This is a genomic window from Rhizobium sp. 25PS6, assembly GCF_032464655.1.
GTDB classification, from domain to species: Bacteria; Pseudomonadota; Alphaproteobacteria; order Rhizobiales; family Rhizobiaceae; genus Rhizobium; species Rhizobium laguerreae.
Window position 1 is genome coordinate 1 of sequence record NZ_JAWDIV010000037.1, and the last position, 21,641, is coordinate 21,641.

Here is a 21,641-nt window from a genome sequence, read left to right on the forward strand (position 1 = left end):
TCTGGCCTATCTTCGCTATGAGCGCAGCGCCCGACTCATCACCGACCGCCATGAGCGCTGATTTCCTTCCCCGCGTGAAGATGGGCCGCGCAGTCACCATACTGCTGCTGCTTGCCGTCATCTCGACCGCTGTCTTCGTACATCTGATCTGGCAACGTACCGCGAGCGCCAATGTGGAAAAAGTCGTGGCGGCTCTGGATGCGCAGAGCACTGGGGCCGTCCGCAACGAACTCGCCTCGCAACTCGCACTCGTTTCGAGCACCGCGGAAATAGTCCGCTCCGTCTTCTTCCAGGGCGCCATCAAGCCCGACGACGAGGTCAAGCGGGAGTTCTTATTTCTCTCGTTGCTGCGAGAGCAGCCGGCGATCGCCTGGATTGGGTTCGGTTTCACCGATGGTCGCTTCTTCGGCTCACATGCCGCCTCCGATGGCCGGATCGAGATGGTCGAAATCGGCAAAGCCGCGCCCGGCGAACCTCGCACGCTGCGCCGTGACCGACACAAGCCCATCCCCGGCGACATATTCTTCGAAGAGCGTGTCAAGAGCGAGAGCGCCTATGTGACGGAAGGCTCGTCCTGGTATCGCAAGGGTAGGGACAGCAGAGATCCGTCCTGGACTGTCGTCGATATCCTGCCCAGCGGCTTCGAGCCGTCGATCGTGCTTTCCAAGCGTGTCGAGGCCTTCGGTCGGCTCGAAGGCGTCGTCATGGTGGCCGTCAGCCTGCGGAAATTGTCACTGACGCTGCAGGATCTCAATATCCCCTCAGAGAGCAAAGTCTATGTGCTCGCTAAGGACGATGTGGTTCTCGCGACATCAGAGCCGTCAGACGGCGTCATGGCCGCCCATCTCGCTGATTTTCCAAAGGCCGATGCGCTTTCCGCCGCCGTCGCGTCAGCACGCAAGGCCAATCCTGGTAGTGCCTTCCGCACACTTCAGCAGAGCGACGCGATCGGCCCGGTCTTCATTTCGTCCAACACGCTGCCGTTCGAGGATTGGCGGTTGCTGACGGCCATTCCGCGCTCCACCTTTGCCGGCGATATCGACGAGAACACCAAGCGCGTGCTCTTCATCATTGCGGGAATCGCGCTGCTCGCCGCCGTCACGGCCATTGTTTTCGCTCGCCTGCTCTTCGCCCGGCCGCTTGCCCGGCTTGCCCAGCAATTGCACGCGGTCGAACGCTTTGAACTCGGTGCAGTCAGCCACACGCCTACGATGCTGGCTGAACTCAACGACTTTTCGGTGACGCTAAAACGGATGTCGTCAGGGCTATCGGCCTTCGCTCGCTTCATGCCACTGGATGTGGTTCGGCCACTGGTCGATGGCGGCATAGAGCCCAAGCCCGGCGGCAAGCTCACCGACATCACTGTCCTGTTCGCCGACCTTCCTGGCTTCACCGAGATGACAGAGGAACTCGGCGCCGGTGTCGAGCCGCACCTCACCCGCTTCCTCACGCTCTCCATCGCCGCGATCCACGCCGAGGGCGGCACCGTTGACAAGTTCATTGGTGACGCCGTCATGGCTATCTGGAACGCGCCGAACGACGAGCCCGATCATGCACTGCGCGCCTGCCGTGCCGCCGCCGCCATCCGTGATGCGATGCATGCCATGCCGCCGCTGGCACCCCACCACGACGCGGTGAGGGTCAGGATCGGCATCAACAGCGGCACGGCTCTCGTCGGCAATATCGGCTCGGCCGAACGCTTGAGCTATACTGCGATCGGCGATGCCGTGAATCTCGCGAGCCGTCTCGTCGGCGTCGCGAAAGACAATGGCGTAGAGATCGTGCTGAGTGGCGAGACGTTGGAGCGAACCTGCAATCAGGTCGATACGCGCTCGCTGGGCGAAGCGATGGTGCGCGGCAAGTCGCAACCGGTGCCAATTTTCACCTTGGAGAGGAAATCAGCCCCGACTTGAGGGAGGAGGCAGCATGGAGAGTGCATTTTCACTCATAAGCCTGCTGGCTTGGCTACAGGCGAAGCACTTCGCGGCTGACTATCTACTGCAACCGGGCTGGGTCCTTCGTGGCAAGGGCGATCTCCATCATCCAGGTGGCTATGCCCATGCAGCGATCCACGTGGCCGGCACCATTCCGGGGCTCTTGCTATTCGGATTGGATGCCAAGACGGTCACGCTCCTGGCGGTGGCAGAATTTCTGATCCACTACCTGATTGACCACGTGAAGGCGGTACATTCGCACCTCTACCCGGTTGCCATGACGACCCGAGCCTACTGGGCCTCACACGGAGCGGATCAACTGCTGCATCACCTTACCTACACTGGAATTCTGGTTGTGGCGACCTGAGAGGTCATCCGGCTTCCGCTCACGCACGCAATCGCCTGTCCGCGCTTCGTCCGAAGTGGACGCAGGCTCGACTTCGCCGGGAGAAATGAACCATTCGACCGACCAAAGGCGATGAGGCAGCCCATCTTGAGCGCCAACGACGACTGCACAAGCAAAGCCGAGATGTCGAAACGGAGAATTCATGGCAGTCCTCTTCGCAAAGCGGCCGAGGTTGCCTGTCGGCCCGAGGGTTCGGCCTGCCAAAACGCGACGGGTTAAAAAAGAGCAGCGATTTTGATCATGATGTCGGATCGGTGGAAGCTGGTGCGTCATCGTATCATCAGGTCGGGCTCTCGATCTGAAGGACAACGATCAGGAGGACGACGCGATGTCTAAGAACACCATTTGTCTATGGTACAACAACGACGCTGAGGAAGCCGCCCGCTTTTATGCCGATACCTTCCCAGACAGCAAGATCGGAGCCATCATCCGCGCGCCCGGCAAATACCCCGACGGAGACGAGGGAGACGTGTTGGTCGTCGAGTTCACGGTGGCAGGTGTCGCGTGCATCGGATTGAATGGCGGCCCCACATTCAAGCACAGCGAAGCCTTCTCATTCCAGATCAGTACTGAGGATCAGGAAGAAACAGATCGCTATTGGAACGCCATCGTCGGCAATGGCGGTCAGGAAAGTGAATGCGGCTGGTGCAAGGATAAGTGGGGAGTATCCTGGCAGATCACACCTCGCATTCTAATGGACGCGCTTGCAGCAGGTGGCGAACAAGCAAAGCGCGCGTTCGACGCAATGATGACGATGAGGAAAATCGACGTGGCAGTGATCGATGCGGCACGAAAAGGGGATGACGCGCGATGACCACCGAGAAGATCAAAGGACCTGCTTCCTATTTCCCATCAATCGAGAAGAAATACGGCCGTCCCATCGACGACTGGCAAGCGTTCGTGCGAAAGCACTATCCTGCGAAGCACATGGAACTTGTCGGCATATTGAAGAGCGAACACGGAATGGGCCACGGGCATGCAAATGCGATCGTGGCGCACACTCTCGCGGAAGACAAGGATGCGGTCTCTTAACGGAGTGCGGTGCGAGGCGCAACGTCTTATCTGCTTTCGGCCCTAAGCGGACGAACAGCCGCAACGATCGACTAGACAACCGCCATCCATTGACGCATTCTCGCGCGATGATTGCAATCGTAGAAACCCTCTCGGCCGAGCCGACCGCAGATCAGCTTGACCACCTCCTTAAACCGCTGGTGGCCTTCAATAGCCGCCACACCGCGACCATAGCGGCATGGCCTCATCTTGGTATAGTTTTGAGGCAACCCGAGACTGCGGAGATCGTCGGCGGCCTGTACGCGTTCGATGAACTCAATTGGCTGTTCGTCAAGTATTTAGTTGTGCCTGAGGCACTCCGAGGAAAGGGTCTTGGCGTCAATTAATGGGAGAGGCGGAGCGCATTGCCCGCGAACGGGGATATCTGGGCATCTTCCTAGACACCTACGACTTCCAAGCAAAACCGTTCTACCTAAAGCTTGGTTATGAGCAGTTTGGGGAACTCGAAGGGGACGACCGTACACCTGGACGGTTTTTCGTTAGAAAGGTGCTTTCTGCGGAAAACCAGAGACTAGGTGTTTAGTCCCGGCATTTGATGGTGCATTATTTTCCTTAGAATGGAGGGAGGCACTATGGGCCAGGTTCTACACGGGAGCGCCACAACGACAGAGGCAATCCGTCGAGCAATACAAAATAGTGAAGAGAATACGTAAACCAGAACTTCTTGTCTCATCACATCTGGTTTCGGGTTCCCGGCTAAATCCCGGACCGCGCCGCGGTTATGCCTGTCTTGCTCTGGGATCGCCTGGTCCGGATCTTGCGCGCCGTCGTCACCAGTGATGCCGGTGCATCGGCGAGTGCCTCGCAGGCAGCGGAGGTCAAGGTGGTGGCGACGAAATCCGCCTCCCGAAGCGCAAGCGGTTGCCTTTCCTCCTGGTTTTCCACCCAAAGGACCGCGCCGACGCGGATGGCCGGGTATATGCGCTTGAACCGACGAATAAGTATGCTGGCGTGCCTTGCCGAGTCCTCGTTGAGGAAGCAAACCACGATGGCATTCGATTGTTTCGGAATGAGGCTCATGGCGCGACGATTGGGGATGTCAGAATGCCTTGCTGCAACCACCTCGGCTCCCTGCACCTGAAGAATTTGAGCGAGCATCGCAGCCGACGCGTCGTCGAGCGGGCCCCTGCCTCCGACGCAAAAGACGGTCTTGCCGCGTCCGTCAGGCAGTTCGCCGTCATCCCCGTTCCCTTCCTTGGGGCGAGTGCTGGGCCGACCTGCCGCTTCCTTCTCTTTCTGTTCTTCTTCTTTTTCCTCCTCTTCCTCTTCCTCTTCTTCCTGCGCAATTTCCCCAAGGTTCGAGACCAGCGTGATGGCGGTCCCGAACACCTGTTCCATCTGCTCCGCGGTCAAGACACCTCGACGCCTATCTTTCTCCGCGAGTAGAAGGGCGGGAATGGCAACCTTTCCGTAGTAATGCTCCAGATAATCCTCCTCAAGGAATTCCTCAGCGTAATCGGTCGCCTCGTCCGGATCGCCGGCAAGAAGCCGCTGGTACAGCCGCTCCTTGGGATCGAGCACCGGATCACTACCAAAAACCACCTCGAGGAATTCGAACTGCGGGACGTACCGCCCCAGCACTGCAAGACACACGGTCAACGGCGTGGACAGTACAAGACCGACTGGCCCCCACAGCCATGCCCAAAAAATCGCCGCGACGATGATTGCCAGCGGAGAGAGTCCGGTACGAGAACCATAAAGCCAGGGCTCTATGACGTTGTTGCTGGTCAATTCCAGCACGACGAAGATGGCTGCAACCCAGAGAACAAGGCTCCAGCCGGGGTCGACCGCAAATGCCAGGAACAGCGGCAGAACGGTCGCGATTACAGGCCCAATATAGGGGACAAATCGCAGGACGATCGCCAGCATCCCCCAGAGCGCTGGATTTGGAATGCCAAGAGCCCACAGTCCGAGCGCCAATGGAACGCCGTAAGCGCAGTTCACGACCAACTGCATAAGAAGATACCGCGCGACGCGGCTTCCCGCCTCCTGGATGGCTTCTGTTGTGCGATGGAGATCCCCATAGCCAACGAGCCGGATAAAGCGGTCGCGAAGCTCTTCCCGCTCTAACAGCATGAATATCACGACGACGATGATCAAACCCAAAGAGGCGATAGGGCCAAGCAGAGGACCAATCAGGCTGGTAAGCGTTTCAATCGGTCTGCTAGGCGCGAATATTTCGACGAGCACGGGCTCCCTTGGTCTTGATCCGGTACCTGGAGCAAGTGGGCGCTCCTCGGCGTTGCTGAGCTCACGACCGACGCTCTCAACGACGGAGGTCAGGCGCCGCACAATACCGCTATCCGTTCCACTTTCCTGGAGAGACCGAATTTTTGCTATGATGTTATCCTGGTAAGCCGGAAGGTTCTGGGCGACTTCGGAAACGTGACCCGCTACCACAAGCCCGAACAGGACGAGGACAAGGAAAGCGAGCACGACAGTGACTATGACCGCCGGAACACGGGGCAGGCCCAGCTTTCGAAGACGCGAGGAGATGGGAGCCAATGCGAAAGTCAACAGGACTGCGATTGCTAGAGGAAGAAGTACTTCCTTGGCGAAATACAGAATAGCAATAACAGCGAGTACACTGGCGAAGGCAGGCATGCGTGAAGGGGAGGATGGCAAGGTCGAATAGACGCGATGGGGCCCGAGGTCATTTTCCAATTCCGCCTCCGTGATCTTGGCGTTGTTCGAAGACGTTGATGTGTCAGTCGCGCTCGCCAAGTCTTTGCAATTAGTGCGCAGTGTGGCCTCGGCAACGTTGTGACCCTCACTTGACGGCCTTTAGGGCACGGTGTGCGGAGGTGATCGCACGGGCAATAAGCAGCAACAAATGTCAAGATGAGAACTGCCGGTTTCTTTCACGTTAGTTGACCTCGTCTAGATTTGTTCCTTTGGCCATGTGGGGGAGATTCGCTATTACAAGGTGGGCCTGATAGACGGCGTCGGAAATCCAGATACCCAGATGGTTGCCGCCCACTATATCCTTCGTGCCGCCCTTGAACAGATCCTGCCTGACAAACCGTCCTATCCGCTTCGCGAACGTGGCAGCGTTCTCGTCAATTGTCGTGGTGGCCGTCTCGTTCGGTCGCAGTCGTAGCGCTCTTCCTGCACCTTACGTTGCCAAATGAGTTTTCAACACTGGACGACGCGATCGACTTCGTTCGTCGAAAGCGTGAGTTGCCTCTCGACAATATTTTAAGGCGCCCAAGCCAGTTCTCGCAGAAGCCGCCGGGCAGGCGGCTGGGTGGATACGACGATTGACGACGCAAAGTAGGCTTTGTCTGCCAAGGGCAATAGCTCCAATGCGGTATCGATCGGCATGACACTGACACGGCAACTTCGGTCGTCCAACCCAAGAACTTGCGCGATCTGAAGAACATGATCGCGGCACGGGTGGTCGTTTTCAACTGGCAGTCGGAACGCGTCATTCGTAAGGCGCTCGAAAAACCGGAGTTGATTGCCTTCGGGACGTTGCAATCAATCGCCATCGAATGTTCGGTTGCCCCGACGACCATAGTCAGGGCGGCTCGCCTCGACGGGTTTGCAAACTTCGCGGATTTCAAGGCAATGTATCGGATACACCTCAGGAGCATTGGGTCTGGGGCGGAGAGCCCGCGCCCGAGCCCTACCTAGGTCGATATTCTAATCCGAACTGCCCGCCGCGCTCAATCGACATGCTTTCGAAATCTGGAGTTGCTCCATGATGGCGGACGGTCAGGATGGTGGGGTGCTATGGATGTGTTTTGGCAGGAGCCGGCGGACCCAACGGAAGGCAGTTTCGCCAGCCTTCCTCGGATCGGCAACCTTGCTCTCCCAAATGGCTGCCATACAAATGTCCTGCATGTCCTGGCGCGGCAACTTGTTCGCGCCTTCCCCCCGTTGAGCTTGGTGCTGGAGGAGGGTTCTCGTTATAGGGCTAGCGCTCGCTGCAAATCATCGTGCTCGAAAGCGCTAGCCATACGGTTGATCTCTGCCGACCGCGCACCCACTGCTTTTGCGGTCTCGCGCCACGTCGCGGTGGAGGTCGCGACTTCCTTGATGATAGCACGTGCCTGTGCGAGCGTGAGCGAGAAGAAACCGGCAGCTTCTTCCAGCAGATCAAGCGAACAGGTGCCGTCATCGAGGTCGATGTTGGTCGTCAGGATGCGTGCTTTGACGTCGGTAGGCACCGGATTGAGGTCATAGGCAGGGGACAACGACCAGCCGCCTTTGCCAAGCCACAGAAACCCGTGATTTCGCAGGTGGTCGTCGACGTTGGAGATCAGCACATTGAAGGCGACGCGGCGATAGAGCGCTTTGGAATCGGTTTTTCCCTGTGCGCCGTGCTCAGCCAGGACGTCCACGATCTCCGGGTAGCTGCCACGCTCGCCGTCCATTGCGCCCATCATCGCCATCGCGGAAAGGAATGGGAGGCGGACACTATAATTGCGGTCGAAGCGACGCGAGAGCATGACCTTCTTTCCGGCGACGTCAATGAGTTCGTGCAGGGGAGTGACTATGCCGGCTTGTTCAGCCAGTCGCATAGCAATCTCTTCCCATGTCTCTATGCTGTAATCGTCGGTTTCCTTAGGAAACTTGGCGATCGAGAGATGGCCATGTTGATCGATGACAGAAGCCTTCGGCCGCGCTCCACCAAGCGACGAGCCAGGTGCGAAGATAAGTTGAAGGTCTTCGTCGGTTTCCTCATCGCGCAGGATGCGTTCGGTGATCTGCAGCAGGCGGCCGAGCTCGATGAGGGCGGGGACGCCGGCGCGGGCCGGCGCTTCGAATTGCTCCTCGCCAGCCCAGCGAAAGCGGAACGCGCCGAGCCGTGTCTCGTCCGCGACGCCAAGCAGATAGTCGCTTTCCGCCAGTGTGCGGACGGCCCGGCCATCACGCTCAGCCGTACGCCGCTCGGAGCGTTGCATCAGGCGCCGACCCCAGGTATCGGGCGCAGAGTCGCCAATGGAGCCAAAGGTTGCAAGGCCGGCAGGTGGCGCAAAAGCGCCCCGAGTAAGGGCTAGCGCGGGCTCAAGCGAGAAGCGGTCAGTGTCCTCAAGCCAGGCTCGGTCATACTCGAACATGATCGTCTCGGCACCACGCACCCGATTACTCCGCGCCAGCCCGATCGGACGTGTGCGGCCGTGTAAGTCGAGATGAACTTCGAAATCAGCCATCACGCGATCCCGGCGATCGCTTTGGGTGGGCGTGTTTAGGGAGTTGTGCACTGGCGAGCGACTGACCGACGCTGTCGTTTCTGATGTCGGCGACCTGGCTCAGTCCCTCTAGCAAGCCGAGTGCCTGTAGAACGCCTGCGTAGATGCCGATGCTGACATTGGTGTCCCCGGCTTCGATCTTTTGAAGCGTTGAGCGTGAGGTAAAGGCACGCTCGGCGACGACAGCCATAGGCAGGCGGCGACGCCGGCGAGCGTCGTGTATGTCTGCGCCCAGTTTGCGCAGAGCGCGCCGCACAGCGGCCGGAGGATTATGAGGTGTTGGCATTTGCCACCTTCGCACTACATTTCCGCGGAATGTGTAGCACGAAGCTTACAATCACTCCAGAGAAGTTTAGGGTTACGATCAGATCGCTTCGTCGTGCCTACAGCAATTTGTGCGTTGAGCCCATCCTGGTCCGATTAATGCGGAACCAGAAGCAGCTGATGTTGCCGAATAGGGGCTAAGCCACAGAGCTTCAAGAAAATCAGCTTCTTAGGCCAGTTGGGCTTGGGGTTCGAGTTCTGATCTCATCAAGACGAACGACTCCGTCGCCGCCACTATCCGCACGCGGTGCGACGGAAAGATCCCTACGAGCCGCAAATCGTGCAACAAAACAATCCGAGCGTGGACGGGCTTCCTCCAGACGAGGCGGCTCGGCCGCCTTAGCAAAGGCCATGCAGTTAGCCCAGCGGCGGCGGGCTCGATATATATTTGTCGCAACGGCAGCCGCAATCCGTATTTCACCGATTTCGAATCCGTGTGGGGGAACTGCTAAGCTCTCGGGAGAGATCCGCGACAGAGGGGGAGCTTTCAACAGGCTGTTTCTGACCTGCTAAACACAGAGATGCAGCTGTCGGATCGGCATGGAACCATTTAGCTTTGAAGCCGTTACGGGAAGTTGGGTCGAGTCCAGCGTCCGGTCGAGAGATGCGAGCGAGTTGGGTAAATGGGAAAGTGCAGGGGCTGAATGTCGAATGTCGAAGAACTCCGGGCGATCGCGCCACTGACCGAGTATGAAGCGATTGTTGGTGGGACGCCGGTCTTGCTCGATGCTATTCCCGGCGCCGTGTATGTATGCGACCGTGACGGATGGCTGATGCGCTACAATGCCGAAGCTGCGGAGCTGTGGGGAAGGCGCCCGTCTCTGCAGCATCCCAGAGAGCGTTTCTGCGGCTCCCATCGCCTATATCTTGTCGATGGAACCGCACTCGCTCATGAGGATTGTCCGATGGCCGAGGCGATCAGAACCGGGCATGCCACTCGCAATGCGGAGGTGACGATTGAGCGACCTGACGGAACTCGATTCATTGCCTTGGTCAATATCCGGCCGCTACGCGACCAAAGAGGTGAGATTCAAGGCGCCATCAACTGTTTCCAGGATATTTCGAAACAAAAGCAGCTCGAGGAGGAAGCGCGGCAGAAAACGGACGATCTGGAGGATTTCTTCGAGAACGCCGCTATCGGTCTTCATATCGTCAGTCGCGACGGGACCATCTTGAGGGCAAACAAGGCCGAGCTCAACCTCCTCGGGTATGCTCCGGAGGAATATATCGGCAGACATGTCGCGGAATTCCACACGGACTCGTCGGCCATCGAGGAGATACTTGGAAAACTGAGCTGCGGTGAAAAGCTCGATCGATATCCAGCTAGCCTGCGTGCGAAAGACGGATCGGCGAAACGCGTCATGATTACGTCAAACAGCAGGTTTCAAGACGGTCGCTTCCTCAATACCCGTTGCTTCACCACAGACGTAACGGACATATACGAGGCAGAAAGCGCGCGGCGTGAAAGCGATGAGCGTCTCGCTGCGACCTATCAGGCTGCGACGATCGGAATAGCGGAGGCGGACGCCGATGGGCGATTGCTACGCGTAAACGACGCCTTGTGCCGAATCCTCGGACGTTCCAGGGAAGAGCTGTTGAACTTGACATTCCTTGACTACACGCACCCCGATGATCGCGACCAGGATGCCGGGTTGTATGCCCAGCAGGTAGCCGGCAGGATTGACAGCTATGCCTTGCGAAAACAGGCGAGCAGGGCGGACGGTACCCCTGTTTACCTTGATGTCTATAGCTCGTCCGTGCGTGATGCAGAACGAAAATTTCGCTACGGAGTGCGAGTTCTAATCGACGTCACCGAAGCCAAATATATGGAAGATCGCATTCGGGAGAACGAAAAACATCTCAGCGATCTCCTTGAGGCCTTGCCAGCGGCGGTCTACACGACGGATGCAAAGGGCCGCATAACTTTCTTCAACAAGGCTGCCGTGGAAATGGCTGGTCGCACTCCCCAGGTTGGAGACGAGTGGTGTGTCACCTGGAGGCTCTATCGGCCTGACGGAACCTATCTGCCGCATGATGAATGTCCGATGGCAGTGGCACTCAAGGAAGACAGAGCGGTTCGCGGCGAAGAAGCCATCGCAGAACGGCCTGACGGCACGCGTATCCCCTTCATCCCCTATCCGACACCGCTGCACGATACTGCCGGCAAGCTTATCGGCGCAATCAACATGCTGGTGGACATATCGGATCGGAAGAAAGCCGAGGAATATTCCGAACGTCTGGCAGCTATCGTCAAATTCTCTGACGATGCGATCATCAGCAAAGACATTCACGGAGTGATACAAACCTGGAACGATGGTGCCGAACGTCTCTTTGGGTATGAAGCTTCTGAGGTGATAGGCAGGCCGATCAACCTTCTTATCCCTCCTGATCGTCAGGACGAAGAGCGTGAGATCCTTTCGCGCATCCGCCGCGGCGAGCACCTTGAACATCTTGAGTCGATCCGCGTGAAAAAGAACGGTGCCCCGGTCGAAATCTCGTTGACTGTTTCTCCGCTGAGAAATGCGGCCGGCAAGATCATCGGCGCTTCGAAAATCGCCCGAGACATCACGGAGCGTCGGCAGGAAGAGCGGCGCCGTCAGCTGCTCGTCAACGAGCTTAATCACCGGGTGAAAAACACGCTCGCAACCGTGCAGTCGCTGGCAGGCCAGACGTTCCGAGGTGAACGTGGCAGTCAGTCATTCAAACTGTTCGAAACCCGCCTCGTCGCTCTTGCCAGGGCTCATGATCTGCTCACGCGCGAAAGTTGGGAGGGTGCCGATATCCATGAAATTCTGGAACGATCGATCCACGCGATTCATCCGGACTCACCAAACAGGTTCGAAATTTCCGGTCCGGCGTTGCGTCTGCGGCCGAAACTGGCTCTTTCCCTGTCGATGGCATTTCATGAACTTGCGACTAACGCGGTGAAATATGGGGCACTTTCTACCGGCGCCGGCAGGGTTGTCGTTCATTGGGATGTGAAGGGTACCGACAGCGACCGAAGCATTCGCCTGCTTTGGACCGAATATGGCGGCCCTCCAGTAAAGTCTCCCACCCGCAGGGGCTTCGGGAGTCGTTTGCTTGAACAAGCCCTGGGACGCGAACTTGGCGCGCGTGCGGAGCTTTCCTTCCCCGAATCCGGGATCATCTTTGCGCTCGATGCCCCGGTAGCCTGAACACCCTCACAAGCGATTGGACAGAAATGAACTCCGAAACAAAGAAGCTTCGCATTTTGGTGGTCGAGGACGAGGCGCTTGTGGCGATGATGATGGAGGACATCTTAGAGGAATTGGGCCACGAAGTCGGAGCTGTTGCATCGCGGCTGGAGGATGCGCGTGAACTGGCCCGAACGGGAGATTTCGATTTGGCGATCCTCGACGTCAATCTCGATGGCCAGCCGAGCTACCCCATTGCAGAAGCCTTGAAAGAGCGCGGCATACCCTTCGCCTTTGCCACTGGTTACGGCAATAAAGGCCTTGATCGCTCTTTTGACGGGATCCCCACCCTTGCGAAGCCTTTCGTCGGTGATGACGTCGCACGTCTGATTCGAGAGATGTTCGGCATCGGACCATCCCCTCTTTTATAACTTCCTGGACCAAGCTTCTACTTGCACGCCTTTCAGCCAGACGATCCGTAGCTTCTCACAAACAAAGCGACGGGAGCCGAAGGCGTGCCGTACAGCTCCCTCCGACGAAGCTCGAGGGGTGCGAGTTCCACTCAGGTAAATGAAGAAGATCAATTCGGAAAGGGTAAGCGGTGTTTTCCTCGCACATTGAGCAAGCTCGATTGGGCTTTCCGAAAAATGCCGCTACGACATTGATGGCAAGAATGCGCCATTAGCGGTCATTGAAACTGATGCTAGTGAAGTCATCGGTTTTGCCGTTCCAAGTGCCGGATGCAAAGGCGGTTACCGAATGCCCTGTGGGCGGACCTTCATCCAGACGGCCCACCGTTAAGCCGAGCTTGTCGAACAGTATGATCCCAACAGAAATCGCGGCTCCCCCGTTTAGCTCTTCCAATGCGCGGAGTACCTTTAATCCGTTCGTTCCGAAAACAGATATCCCTCGAAACATAACTACCCCAATATCGTAGAAGGCTTCGATCTCGCTCACGCGATTTTCTCGATAGCGTACGACTGGCGCTTTGGTACCGCGATGCTCACTGAACGTATCAGGCCGAAGGCCGCGTCTCGACCGGTCTGGTGCTCCAATGTGTGTGGCGACATCCTCTGGAGTCATGTCAAATCTTATAGGCCCAATTCCTGAGAAAGAGTCGATGAGCCATGTCATGTCAGTCTTCTCCAAACTCTTTGGAGAGATTAAGGGATGCGTAAATTTGAGCAACCCCAGTGACCGCTTCGGGCCGACAGCAGACTTCAGCCGTTTGTTCGTCCCGAATAATTCCACGGCAAAAGCTCATCGATGCAACTCTGCCTGTGACCGTTGACGATGGCGGTGAGCGTCGCAGTCAAATAGGTCAGCGGATCGACGGCATTGAATTTGCAGGTTTCGATCAGCGAGGCGATTGTCGCCCAATTCTCTGCTCCCGCGTCATGGCCTGCAAAGAGCGCGTTCTTGCGATTGAGAGCTATCGGTCGGATGGTCCGCTCGACGGTGTTGTTGTCGATCTCTATGCGTCCGTCGGTCAGGAAGAGCTTCAGGCCGTCCCAGTATTTGGCGATGTAGGCCAAAGCCTCGCCGAGCGGCGACTTCGTTGCGACACGGGCACGGTGATGGACAAGCCAGGCCTGCATGTCGGCGACCAGTGGCGCTGACCGCTCCTGTCGCCCAGCCAAGCGAGCCTTCGGATTAAGGCCCCGAAGTTCGGCTTCGATGCGGTACAGTTCGCCGATGCGCTTGACGCCGTCCTCGGCAATCGGTGCTGAGCCGTTGCGGGTGATCTCCACCAGCTTGCGCCGGGCATGCGCCCAGCAATAGGCAAGCTGGATGTCAGGACCGACACGCTCCGGTGCGATCAGCCTGTTGTATCCGGCATATCCATCGACCTGCAGAATGCCCGAGAAGCCCTGCAATATCCGTTCGGCATGAATGCCTCCGCGACCGGGCGCATAGGTAAAGGCAACACCTGGCGGAGCACCGCCATTCCAAGGACGATCATCCCGCGCCAGCGCCCAGAAGTATCCGGTCTTGGTTTTGTGCGAGCCGGGATCGAGAACCGGGGCACGGGTCTCGTCCATGAACAGCTTGGATGAGCGCTTCAGGTCGGCGATCAGCGCATCAAAGACGGGACGCAATTCGAACGCTGCCCGACCGACCCAGTCAGCCAGCGTGGATCGGTCGAGGTCAATGCCCTGGCGGTTCATGATCTGGGCCTGACGGTAAAGCGGTAGATGATCGGCATATTTGGAGACCAGCACATGGGCGACGGTCGCTTCTGTCGGCAGTCCTGCCTGGATCAGCCGTGCTGGAGCCGGGGCCTGAACGACACCGTCAGTGCAGGCACGGCACGCATATTTGGGGCGACGGGTGACGATGACGCGGAACTGTGCCGGGATCACGTCCAGCCGCTCGGAGATATCCTCGCCAATGCAATGCAGGCAACCGCCGCAGGCGCAGATCAGGCTTTCCGGCTCGATCACCTCTTCGACACGCGGAAGATGCTTTGGAAGCGAACCGCGATTGATCGCGCGTGGTTTGGCAATCCCGTTTCCAGCAGGAACGTCCGCGTCATCCTCGGCATGGATCGCGGCCATGGCCGTTTCCAGGTCCTCCAGTGCCAGATCGAACTGGTCGGGATCGGTCCTCTCGGATTTGCGCCCGAAGGCTGCTTGTTTGAAGGCGGCTACCAGCTTCTCAAGCCGCTCGATCCGCTCATCCTTGCGGGCGATGTGCTCGTCTTTGCTGGCTATCACGGAGTCTTTGGCCGCCTCGCTTAGCCGCGCCGCAATCAGCATCGCCTTCAGGGCGGCAACATCATCGGGAAGGTCGGCGGCATCCAGCATGGGCGAAAACTATCAAATCCGTAGCCGACTTGCCTGTGGAATTTGCCGTGCTGAGTCATCGTGCCGCAGCTACTCGATGGCCTCCGGTGTTCTCGTCTGGACGGCATGAACCCGCCGCCAATCAAGGCCCGCAAACAGGGCCTCGAACTGGGCATGTGTCAGCGTCATCAGGCCATCCTTGATGGCCGGCCAGGTGAACGTGTGCTCTTCCAGCCTCTTGTAGGCCATGACGATGCCGGAGCCATCCCAGTAGATCAGCTTCAGCCGATCCGCCTTGCGGGACCGGAAGACGAAGACAGTTCCGGTAAACGGGTCCTTGTGCAGCTCGTGCCTCACAAGCGCTGCCAAGCCGTCATGACCCTTGCGGAAGTCTACGGGTTTGGTGGCCACCATGATCCTGACGCGGTTTGACGGAAAGATCATGTCGCCGCCGTCAGGGCGCGAGCGATTGCAGCGATCCGGGCAGCAGACGCACCTTCCTCAAGACGGATGGTGACGGGCCCGAGGACGATCTCGGGGCGACTGAGCATTTTAGGCGGCAGTTCCGAAACAGGCGGATCGACGATCACCGCCGCGAACTCTACCGCATCCTCCGGTGCTGGCAGGATCAGCTTGCCCTGCCGTGCCATCGTCCGCCAGGTGGAGAGGCTGTTCGCTCGCAATCCATAGCGCTGCGCAACTTCATTGACCGTCGTGCCAGGCCTCAAGCTTTCCGAAACAATCTTCGCCTTGACCTCATCAGGCCAATGTCGGTGGACCTCACGTTCAGGCTTCCTGGTTGTGAGAAACTCCAATGTAGTCTCCATGGAGAAACTCCCGTTCTTCATCCATGGAAACCTCGATCACAGATCAGGCGGCAGAGGGCAATGTGGGGACGGAACACCCGTTACCGGAAAGGGCTCAGCTCTGCTGCTAAGGCGCGCCAAACTCCTTCCGTTGAAAAGGCATGCGAAGATGCCTAATCCTGCGTCTTCGGCCTGCCCTGCCGATGTTCACCTCAGTGATCTGTTCCTGCTCGGCCACCGCTGCGACAATCTTTTTCGGCGATCACGCGACCGGTCCGTTTCCTTACCAAGCGAAGTGAGATGTTGAACGAGCATCTGCTTATCTTATATGTATAGACAACGCTCCTTGGGAAACATGGAGGTTTTGCATGTCCTCAAAAAGCCAAACACATGAACTTCGATGGACTGCACCCATAGCCATACGCATCGGAAGGCGCTCAGCCGAATTCATACACGGTCCTGCGGAGGCGATTGACTATCTGGAGCACAGATGGCCGTTTCTCGACGGCCCTTGTCTCGAGGCCGCCAAACGCCGGTGTGTCGAGGCTATGAACAGCTTGGGGCACATCGAGGTGGCCAGGGAGGCCTTTATATCTGCGGCGGCAGAAGCCAAAGTTTTGACCTAAGTCACTGATATATTTTCGGCAGAGACGATCGGGTTTGAGCTCTGGTCGATCACTTCCGCATTGAGGACAGGACCCCTCCTGATGAGGCTTTGAGCAGAACCGGATTCTGGAATTTAGAACTGTCCTAATCACCGGAGACAGCGTTCTGCCCATAATCGTGCTACGTGCGAAGCTTAAAAGCTTCAAGCCGCTGCCTTTGTGGAGCGACTGCCACATCATCTTCGAGACTTTTAACGCTCATCGATCGGAGAAAATGCCCGTGCAGTCTCGATGAGGATGGGGCGCCTCGCAAGATCCGACCGGCTAGTTCGGCATGATGCGCAAATGTCTTGATCGCTAGTATCAAGCAGGCACGGCAGCGCAAAAGCAACAGGGGGGCGGTTGCCAACGATTTTTTTGGCGCTATGCGGAGACCCGTGTCGCGAGAACCGAGCTCGTCAGCGAAACCGGGCGGTGATGGGGCATGACGGACAAGGCCCCGCCTCTCCTTAACCGGGGAGCTTTTTTGTTCCTATCGAAAAAGAGCCCCGCGGAAACGGGGCAGTTTGGGGAAAGGGCGGATCGCGCAGGAAATAAAGGTTGGGTTGACGGACTGGCCCTGCGCGAGGACCACCTGTGCGATCCTTGTGGCCCAACGACGGAGAGCCGGAAAGGTTGTTGTTCGGTTCCGACCATTGGGGTCAATAGTGGAGTTTAACCGACACGTTCGATATTCATGAAATTTCTCCGTTGCGCGATCGGATGTGGGGACATCTGTTCGTGTTCCGGGGGCGCGGCCGAGATGCAGACGAAGAAAACCCCGCGACAGCGGGGATCAGGAAGGGGGGTGTTTTCTAGAGCAACGCATGTTGCGCTGCAAAACTACTTTGCCCTGTTTTGGAGAAATTGCATTAAATTATGACATGTCAGAATTGCCATCCAGAGGATCTGCTCTCCTTAACAAGCTATTAATGTACGAGACCGAACAAATTTTAAAATAGCTACAACTCCCCGTCACAATTTGTATTATTCAGTGGGCCGCTCGGCGTTTACTTGCTAACCCCAGCATTATGTCTCCTGTACGTTGGGCGGCCACCAGTTCCCCATATCGTTTTGAACTTTTCCAGTTTTGCCAGTGATGGTACGCAGCCGTTCCCCCCGGCCGAGTGAAATTTGAGGCGCATCGGCACATCACAGAATTGTCAAAACCGCACAGAAGGCATGGCCCCTCTTGGCCTGAAGACGTATTCGGGCACATAAATTAAACATTGCTGACCCTTCGCCATTCGACATCAGATTTGGGGCAATCCCGCCGGAGGCTATGTCCGACTTTTCGCAGTCAAACATTCGAAACCTTCTTCTGAGAGCGCTTGCGCCTGAAGCATTCGATCTGCTGCGGTCCGCGATGCGGCCGGTAGCGCTTCCGGTGAAGTTCGAACTAATCTCTCCAGGTGTACCAAGTGGGACCGTCTACTTCCTTGAGAGCGGCCTGGCGTCAATTGTTGCCACCAACTCCGATGACGAATCCGTGGAAGTCGGACACGTCGGATATGAGGGCATGGCAGGGGCTCATGTGCTGCAGAAGGTCGATCAAACGCCGAACAGGACCTTCATGCAGGTCGAGGGGCATGGAATTTCGGTGCCGGTATCCGTGCTTCTTTCCATGGTAGAAAGGGTTCCTTCGGCCAACGACCTGCTTCTCAGATATGTGCATTGCTGCGACTTGCAGCTTGCCCATTCTGCTCTTGCCAATGCCCGCTACAACATGTCTGAACGGCTGGCACGATGGCTGTTGATGTGCCACGACCGGCTGCGGACCGCTGACCTGCCTCTTACCCACCAGTTCCTCTCGCTCATGCTCGGCGTTCGACGTGCGGGGGTTACCAATGAAATTCACATCGTCGAGGGTGTGCGAGCCATCAGCGCCACGCGCGGGAATATCCTGACCTTGCCCCGTTGAAATAATCCATTTTGAAGTAAGCTCTGGCCCATTGAGAGGACCAGAGAATGAAGCGCAACCGTTTCACGGACGAACAGATCATCGGCATATTGAAGGAGCACGAGGCAGGCACGCCGGTCTCGGAGCTTTGCCGCAAGCATGGCGTCAGCGATGCCAGCATCTATAAATGGAAGGCCAAGTTCGGCGGCATGGAGGTGTCCGAGGCCAAGCGGCTGAAGACGCTTGAGGACGAGAACACGAAGCTGAAACGGCTCCTGGCGGATGCGATGCTCGACAATGCTGCCTTGAAAGACCTTTTGGGAAAGAAGTGGTGACGCCCGCGGCCAAGCGGAAAGCTGTCGCGCATCTGATGAGCCATCATGAGATGAGCGAACGGCGGGCGTGTAAAGCCATTGGTTTTTGCCGAATGACGGTCCGTTACGAGACCAGGCGCGACAATGATCATGAGCTTCGCGAGCGAATGAAGGCGTTGGCGCATGAACGTCGCCGCTTCGGATATCGACGCATTCATGTGCTGCTCCGGCGGGAGGGTCACCTCGTGAACCACAAGAGGCTCTTCCGGCTCTATCGGGAGGAGAAACTGACGGTGCGCAAGCGCGGCGGTCGCAAGCGAGCGATAGGCACGCGAGCGCCGATGCTGGTGCCGATGGTGGCTGACCTTGCCCCCTTGAAATAATCCATTTTGAAGTAAGCTCTGGCCCATTGAGAGGACCAGAGGATGAAGCGCAATCGTTTCACAGACGAACAGATCATCGGCATATTGAAGGAGCACGAGGCAGGCACGCCGGTCTCGGAGCTTTGCCGCAAGCATGGCGTCAGCGATGCTAGCATCTATAAATGGAAGGCCAAGTTCGGCGGCATGGAGGTGTCCCGAGTCCAAGCGGCTGAAGACGCTTGAGGGCGAGAACACGAAGCTGAAACGGCTCCTGGCGGATGCGATGCTCGACAATGCTGCCTTGAAAGACCTTTTGGGAAAGAAGTGGTGACGCCCGCGGCCAAGCGGAAAGCTGTCGCGCATCTGATGAGCCATCATGAGATGAGCGAACGGCGGGCGTGTAAAGCCATTGGTTTTTGCCGAATGACGGTCCGTTACGAAACCAGCCGCGATGACGATCATGGCCTTCGCGAGCGAATGAAGGCGCTGGCGCATGAACGTCGCCGCTTCGGATATCGACGCATTCATGTGCTGCTCCGGCGGGAGGGTCAGCTCGTGAACCACAAGAGGCTCTTCCGGCTCTATCGGGAGGAGAAACTGACGGTGCGCAAGCGCGGCGGTCGCAAGCGAGCGATACGCACGCGAGCGCCGATGCTGGTGCCGATGGTGGCCAATGATCGTTGGTCGCTAGACTTCGTGCCGGATCAGCGATGGGCGCAGATTGTGGATTCTGACCGCGTGCCTTATCCACAAAGAGCAAGATGTGAGATGTTCGATGATCAGCGACAGCTGTGAATGACCATTATCGGCACACTACGCGCACTGGTTAAGTGCGAGACGTGTCCGGATTTATCGAGCCGTAAAAAAGCGTCTTGCTCTCGTCACGCCAAATATCTCTATTGGACATAATTCGCGTACCTGAATTCTTACGCCTGGAGCGGCTTTGGCTAGTTCGATCAATCTCAGCCTGTACAGCGATATAATGGTTGTGCTTGCGACGGCAGGCGTGATCGTCCCCGTGGCGAGCCGGCTAGGTGCGAATTCGATTATTGGTTTTCTCGTCTTAGGTGCGCTGCTTGGCCCGTTGGGGCTTGGCTCGCTGATGGACGAGATGCCATTCCTCTATTGGATCACGATCGTCGATCCCAATAACGTCGCCGGCATTGCCGAACTCGGCGTGGTCTTTCTGTTGTTCCTGATTGGCCTGCAACTCTCGTTGTCTCGGCTTCTGGCTTTGCGGCGGCTGGTTTTCGGCCTCGGGGGCTTGCAAGTCGTGATCACCGCAGCGGCCCTGACGTTCATAGCGACGTTGTTCGGCGTCGGCACGCAGCAGTCACTCGTGGTCGGTTTGAGCTTGGCCCTATCTTCGACGGCCACTGTGGTCGAATTGCTTTCTGCCAAGCGGCGAATGTCAACCACCACTGGGCGCGCCACATTCTCCGTTCTTCTCGCGCAAGACTTGGCGGTCGTGCCCCTGCTGCTGCTCGTGGGCATCCTTGCTTCAGACACCGACGCCGACATCGCCGCCGATCTTGGAATTGCATTGCTGCAAGCAGCCGCCTCTCTTGGACTGATTGTGCTGTTTGGCAGAGTTTTTCTCAGAGCGCTTTTTCATCTCGTGGGATCACTCGATTCTTCAGAGGTTTTCTTGGCGGCCGTTCTGTTCATCGTTGTTGGTGCCGGCTTCGCGGCGGCCGTGTTCGGACTGCCTATGGCGCTGGGGGCATTTGTCGCTGGCATCCTTCTCTCGGAAACGGAATATCGCAAGGCTGTCGAGGCTATTGTCGAACCTTTCAAGGGCCTTCTTCTCGGTGTCTTCTTCTTCACCGTCGGAATGTCGATCAACGCATATGAATTCATCAAGACGCCTGGTTTGATCATTTCACTCGTTTGCCTGTTATGCGTCATCAAGATTATCGTATTGGCGCCGCTGGCTCGGATCTTCGGCATCGCCTTTCCAAAGGCGCTGGAGATGGCGATGCTAATGGCGGCCGGCGGAGAATTCGCCTTCGTCGGCATTGGAGCCGGTGTTGCCGCCGGTATCGTCTCGCCTCAAGTGTCCGGTTTGACCCTAACAGTGGTGGCGATCAGCATGGCCCTGACGCCAATGTTGGCCACATTAGGCGAACGTTTGGCCAAGCAGCTCTCCAAAACCGAGCGTGGACCCGAGCTTAACGAAATACCTCATGCAATGACGGGCCATGCTATTGTCATTGGTTACGGTCGCGTTGGTAGAGTGGTGGCCGGCATGCTCGAACGCCATGGACTGGCGTATATTGCGATCGATTCTGATCCGACGCTGGTTTCCCGCGAAAGACGCGCGGGCAATGCCGTGTTCTTCGGTGACGCTGGAAACAACAATTTCCTGAAGACATGTGGCCTTTCAGACGCCAATGCACTCATCGTTACGATTAATGATGATCGGGCTACGGACCGGATAATCGACATTGTTCGGACAGCAAGACCCGACCTGCCAACCGTTGCCCGCGCCAGAGATGCTACCCATGCCCGACATCTATATGCGATGGGTGCGACGAACGTTGTGCCAGAAACGATTGAAGCAAGCCTTCAATTGTCGGAAGCAACTCTGATCAGCATGGGCATCCCAATGGGCAAGGTAGTGGCAAGCATTCACGAGCGGCGGGATGAGTTCCGGAAGGACTTGCAATAAAAGTGAACTGCCCCGTTCCGACCGGACACCCGCCGAGGCTGCTACAGCTTACAGGGATAACCAAACTCCA

General features: G+C 57.4%; 16 protein-coding genes and 4 pseudogenes. 13 read left to right on the top strand and 7 right to left on the bottom strand.

From position 1 onward, the window contains the following. The first annotated feature begins 50 nt into the window (after positions 1–50). The 5 genes from RWK44_RS33980 to RWK44_RS34000 all read left to right on the top strand — a co-directional run bounded on the left by RWK44_RS33980 (position 51) and on the right by RWK44_RS34000 (position 3,737). Positions 51–1,913, top strand: coding sequence for an adenylate/guanylate cyclase domain-containing protein (locus RWK44_RS33980; protein ID WP_316030115.1), 1,863 nt, complete (start codon positions 51–53; stop codon positions 1,911–1,913). A gap of 13 nt (positions 1,914–1,926) precedes the next feature. Then, on the top strand, positions 1,927–2,301 hold the full coding sequence (locus RWK44_RS33985; RefSeq protein WP_316030097.1) for a DUF3307 domain-containing protein: 375 nt from the start codon (positions 1,927–1,929) through the stop codon (positions 2,299–2,301). A gap of 367 nt (positions 2,302–2,668) precedes the next feature. Next, the gene (locus RWK44_RS33990) at positions 2,669–3,154 is read left to right on the top strand and encodes a VOC family protein (RefSeq protein WP_316030098.1); all 486 of its coding nucleotides are present in this window, start codon (positions 2,669–2,671) and stop codon (positions 3,152–3,154) included. Then, positions 3,151–3,372: a DUF4287 domain-containing protein gene (locus RWK44_RS33995; protein ID WP_316030099.1), complete on the top strand. Its 222-nt coding sequence runs from the start codon at positions 3,151–3,153 to the stop codon at positions 3,370–3,372. The genes RWK44_RS33990 and RWK44_RS33995 overlap by 4 nt, the downstream gene beginning before the upstream one ends. A gap of 107 nt (positions 3,373–3,479) precedes the next feature. Next, the gene (locus RWK44_RS34000) at positions 3,480–3,737 is read left to right on the top strand and encodes a hypothetical protein (protein ID WP_316030100.1); all 258 of its coding nucleotides are present in this window, start codon (positions 3,480–3,482) and stop codon (positions 3,735–3,737) included. A 370-nt stretch (positions 3,738–4,107) separates the two neighbouring features. Here RWK44_RS34000 and RWK44_RS34005 read toward each other — a convergent pair whose 3' ends face one another. Next, a complete protein-coding gene (locus RWK44_RS34005) occupies positions 4,108–6,015 on the bottom strand; it encodes an AI-2E family transporter (protein WP_316030116.1) in 1,908 nt (635 codons plus the stop codon). Positions 6,016–6,316: 301 nt separating this feature from the next. Here RWK44_RS34005 and RWK44_RS34010 point away from each other — a divergent pair. Then, positions 6,317–6,737 (top strand): annotated as a pseudogene (locus RWK44_RS34010) (hypothetical protein); the annotation flags it as partial. 585 nt (positions 6,738–7,322) lie between these two features. On the opposite strand, the gene RWK44_RS34015 reads toward RWK44_RS34010, so the two are convergent. Both RWK44_RS34015 and RWK44_RS34020 read right to left on the bottom strand, forming a co-directional pair. Then, a complete protein-coding gene (locus tag RWK44_RS34015) occupies positions 7,323–8,570 on the bottom strand; it encodes a type II toxin-antitoxin system HipA family toxin (RefSeq protein ID WP_316030101.1) in 1,248 nt (415 codons plus the stop codon). After that, the gene (locus RWK44_RS34020; RefSeq protein ID WP_316030102.1) at positions 8,563–8,895 is read right to left on the bottom strand and encodes a helix-turn-helix domain-containing protein; all 333 of its coding nucleotides are present in this window, start codon (positions 8,893–8,895) and stop codon (positions 8,563–8,565) included. Before RWK44_RS34020 ends, RWK44_RS34015 begins: the two co-directional genes overlap by 8 nt. 682 nt (positions 8,896–9,577) lie before the next feature. Here RWK44_RS34020 and RWK44_RS34025 point away from each other — a divergent pair. Then, positions 9,578–12,109: a PAS domain S-box protein gene (locus RWK44_RS34025; RefSeq protein ID WP_316030103.1), complete on the top strand. Its 2,532-nt coding sequence runs from the start codon at positions 9,578–9,580 to the stop codon at positions 12,107–12,109. 26 nt (positions 12,110–12,135) lie between these two features. After that, positions 12,136–12,519, top strand: a complete 384-nt coding sequence (locus RWK44_RS34030) for a response regulator (RefSeq protein WP_316030104.1) — start codon at positions 12,136–12,138, stop codon at positions 12,517–12,519. A gap of 250 nt (positions 12,520–12,769) precedes the next feature. Here RWK44_RS34030 and RWK44_RS34035 read toward each other — a convergent pair whose 3' ends face one another. The 4 genes from RWK44_RS34035 to tnpA all read right to left on the bottom strand — a co-directional run bounded on the left by RWK44_RS34035 (position 12,770) and on the right by tnpA (position 15,701). Beyond that, positions 12,770–13,045: a hypothetical protein gene (locus RWK44_RS34035; RefSeq protein WP_017961383.1), complete on the bottom strand. Its 276-nt coding sequence runs from the start codon at positions 13,043–13,045 to the stop codon at positions 12,770–12,772. 263 nt (positions 13,046–13,308) lie between these two features. Then, positions 13,309–14,895, bottom strand: coding sequence for an IS66 family transposase (gene tnpC / locus RWK44_RS34040; RefSeq protein WP_221159858.1), 1,587 nt, complete (start codon positions 14,893–14,895; stop codon positions 13,309–13,311). A 69-nt stretch (positions 14,896–14,964) separates the two neighbouring features. Next, complete coding sequence (gene tnpB, locus RWK44_RS34045; protein WP_131708967.1) at positions 14,965–15,318, bottom strand: IS66 family insertion sequence element accessory protein TnpB; 354 nt, start codon at positions 15,316–15,318, stop codon at positions 14,965–14,967. Further along, positions 15,315–15,701, bottom strand: coding sequence for an IS66-like element accessory protein TnpA (tnpA, locus tag RWK44_RS34050; protein WP_026158777.1), 387 nt, complete (start codon positions 15,699–15,701; stop codon positions 15,315–15,317). The genes tnpB and tnpA overlap by 4 nt, the downstream gene beginning before the upstream one ends. 347 nt (positions 15,702–16,048) lie before the next feature. Here tnpA and RWK44_RS34055 point away from each other — a divergent pair, with 347 nt between their 5' ends. The 5 genes and pseudogenes from RWK44_RS34055 (at position 16,049) to RWK44_RS34075 (ending at position 21,571) form a co-directional block, all read left to right on the top strand. Beyond that, positions 16,049–16,306: a DUF982 domain-containing protein gene (locus tag RWK44_RS34055; RefSeq protein ID WP_316030105.1), complete on the top strand. Its 258-nt coding sequence runs from the start codon at positions 16,049–16,051 to the stop codon at positions 16,304–16,306. 1,300 nt (positions 16,307–17,606) lie between these two features. After that, a pseudogene (locus tag RWK44_RS34060) lies at positions 17,607–18,242 on the top strand (Crp/Fnr family transcriptional regulator); the annotation flags it as partial. 50 nt (positions 18,243–18,292) lie between these two features. After that, a pseudogene (locus tag RWK44_RS34065) lies at positions 18,293–18,897 on the top strand (IS3-like element ISRle4 family transposase); the annotation flags it as partial. Between the two features lie 66 nt (positions 18,898–18,963). After that, positions 18,964–19,608, top strand: a pseudogene (locus RWK44_RS34070) (transposase); the annotation flags it as partial. A gap of 235 nt (positions 19,609–19,843) precedes the next feature. After that, on the top strand, positions 19,844–21,571 hold the full coding sequence (locus RWK44_RS34075) for a cation:proton antiporter domain-containing protein (protein ID WP_316030106.1): 1,728 nt from the start codon (positions 19,844–19,846) through the stop codon (positions 21,569–21,571). The last annotated feature ends 70 nt before the right edge of the window (positions 21,572–21,641 follow it).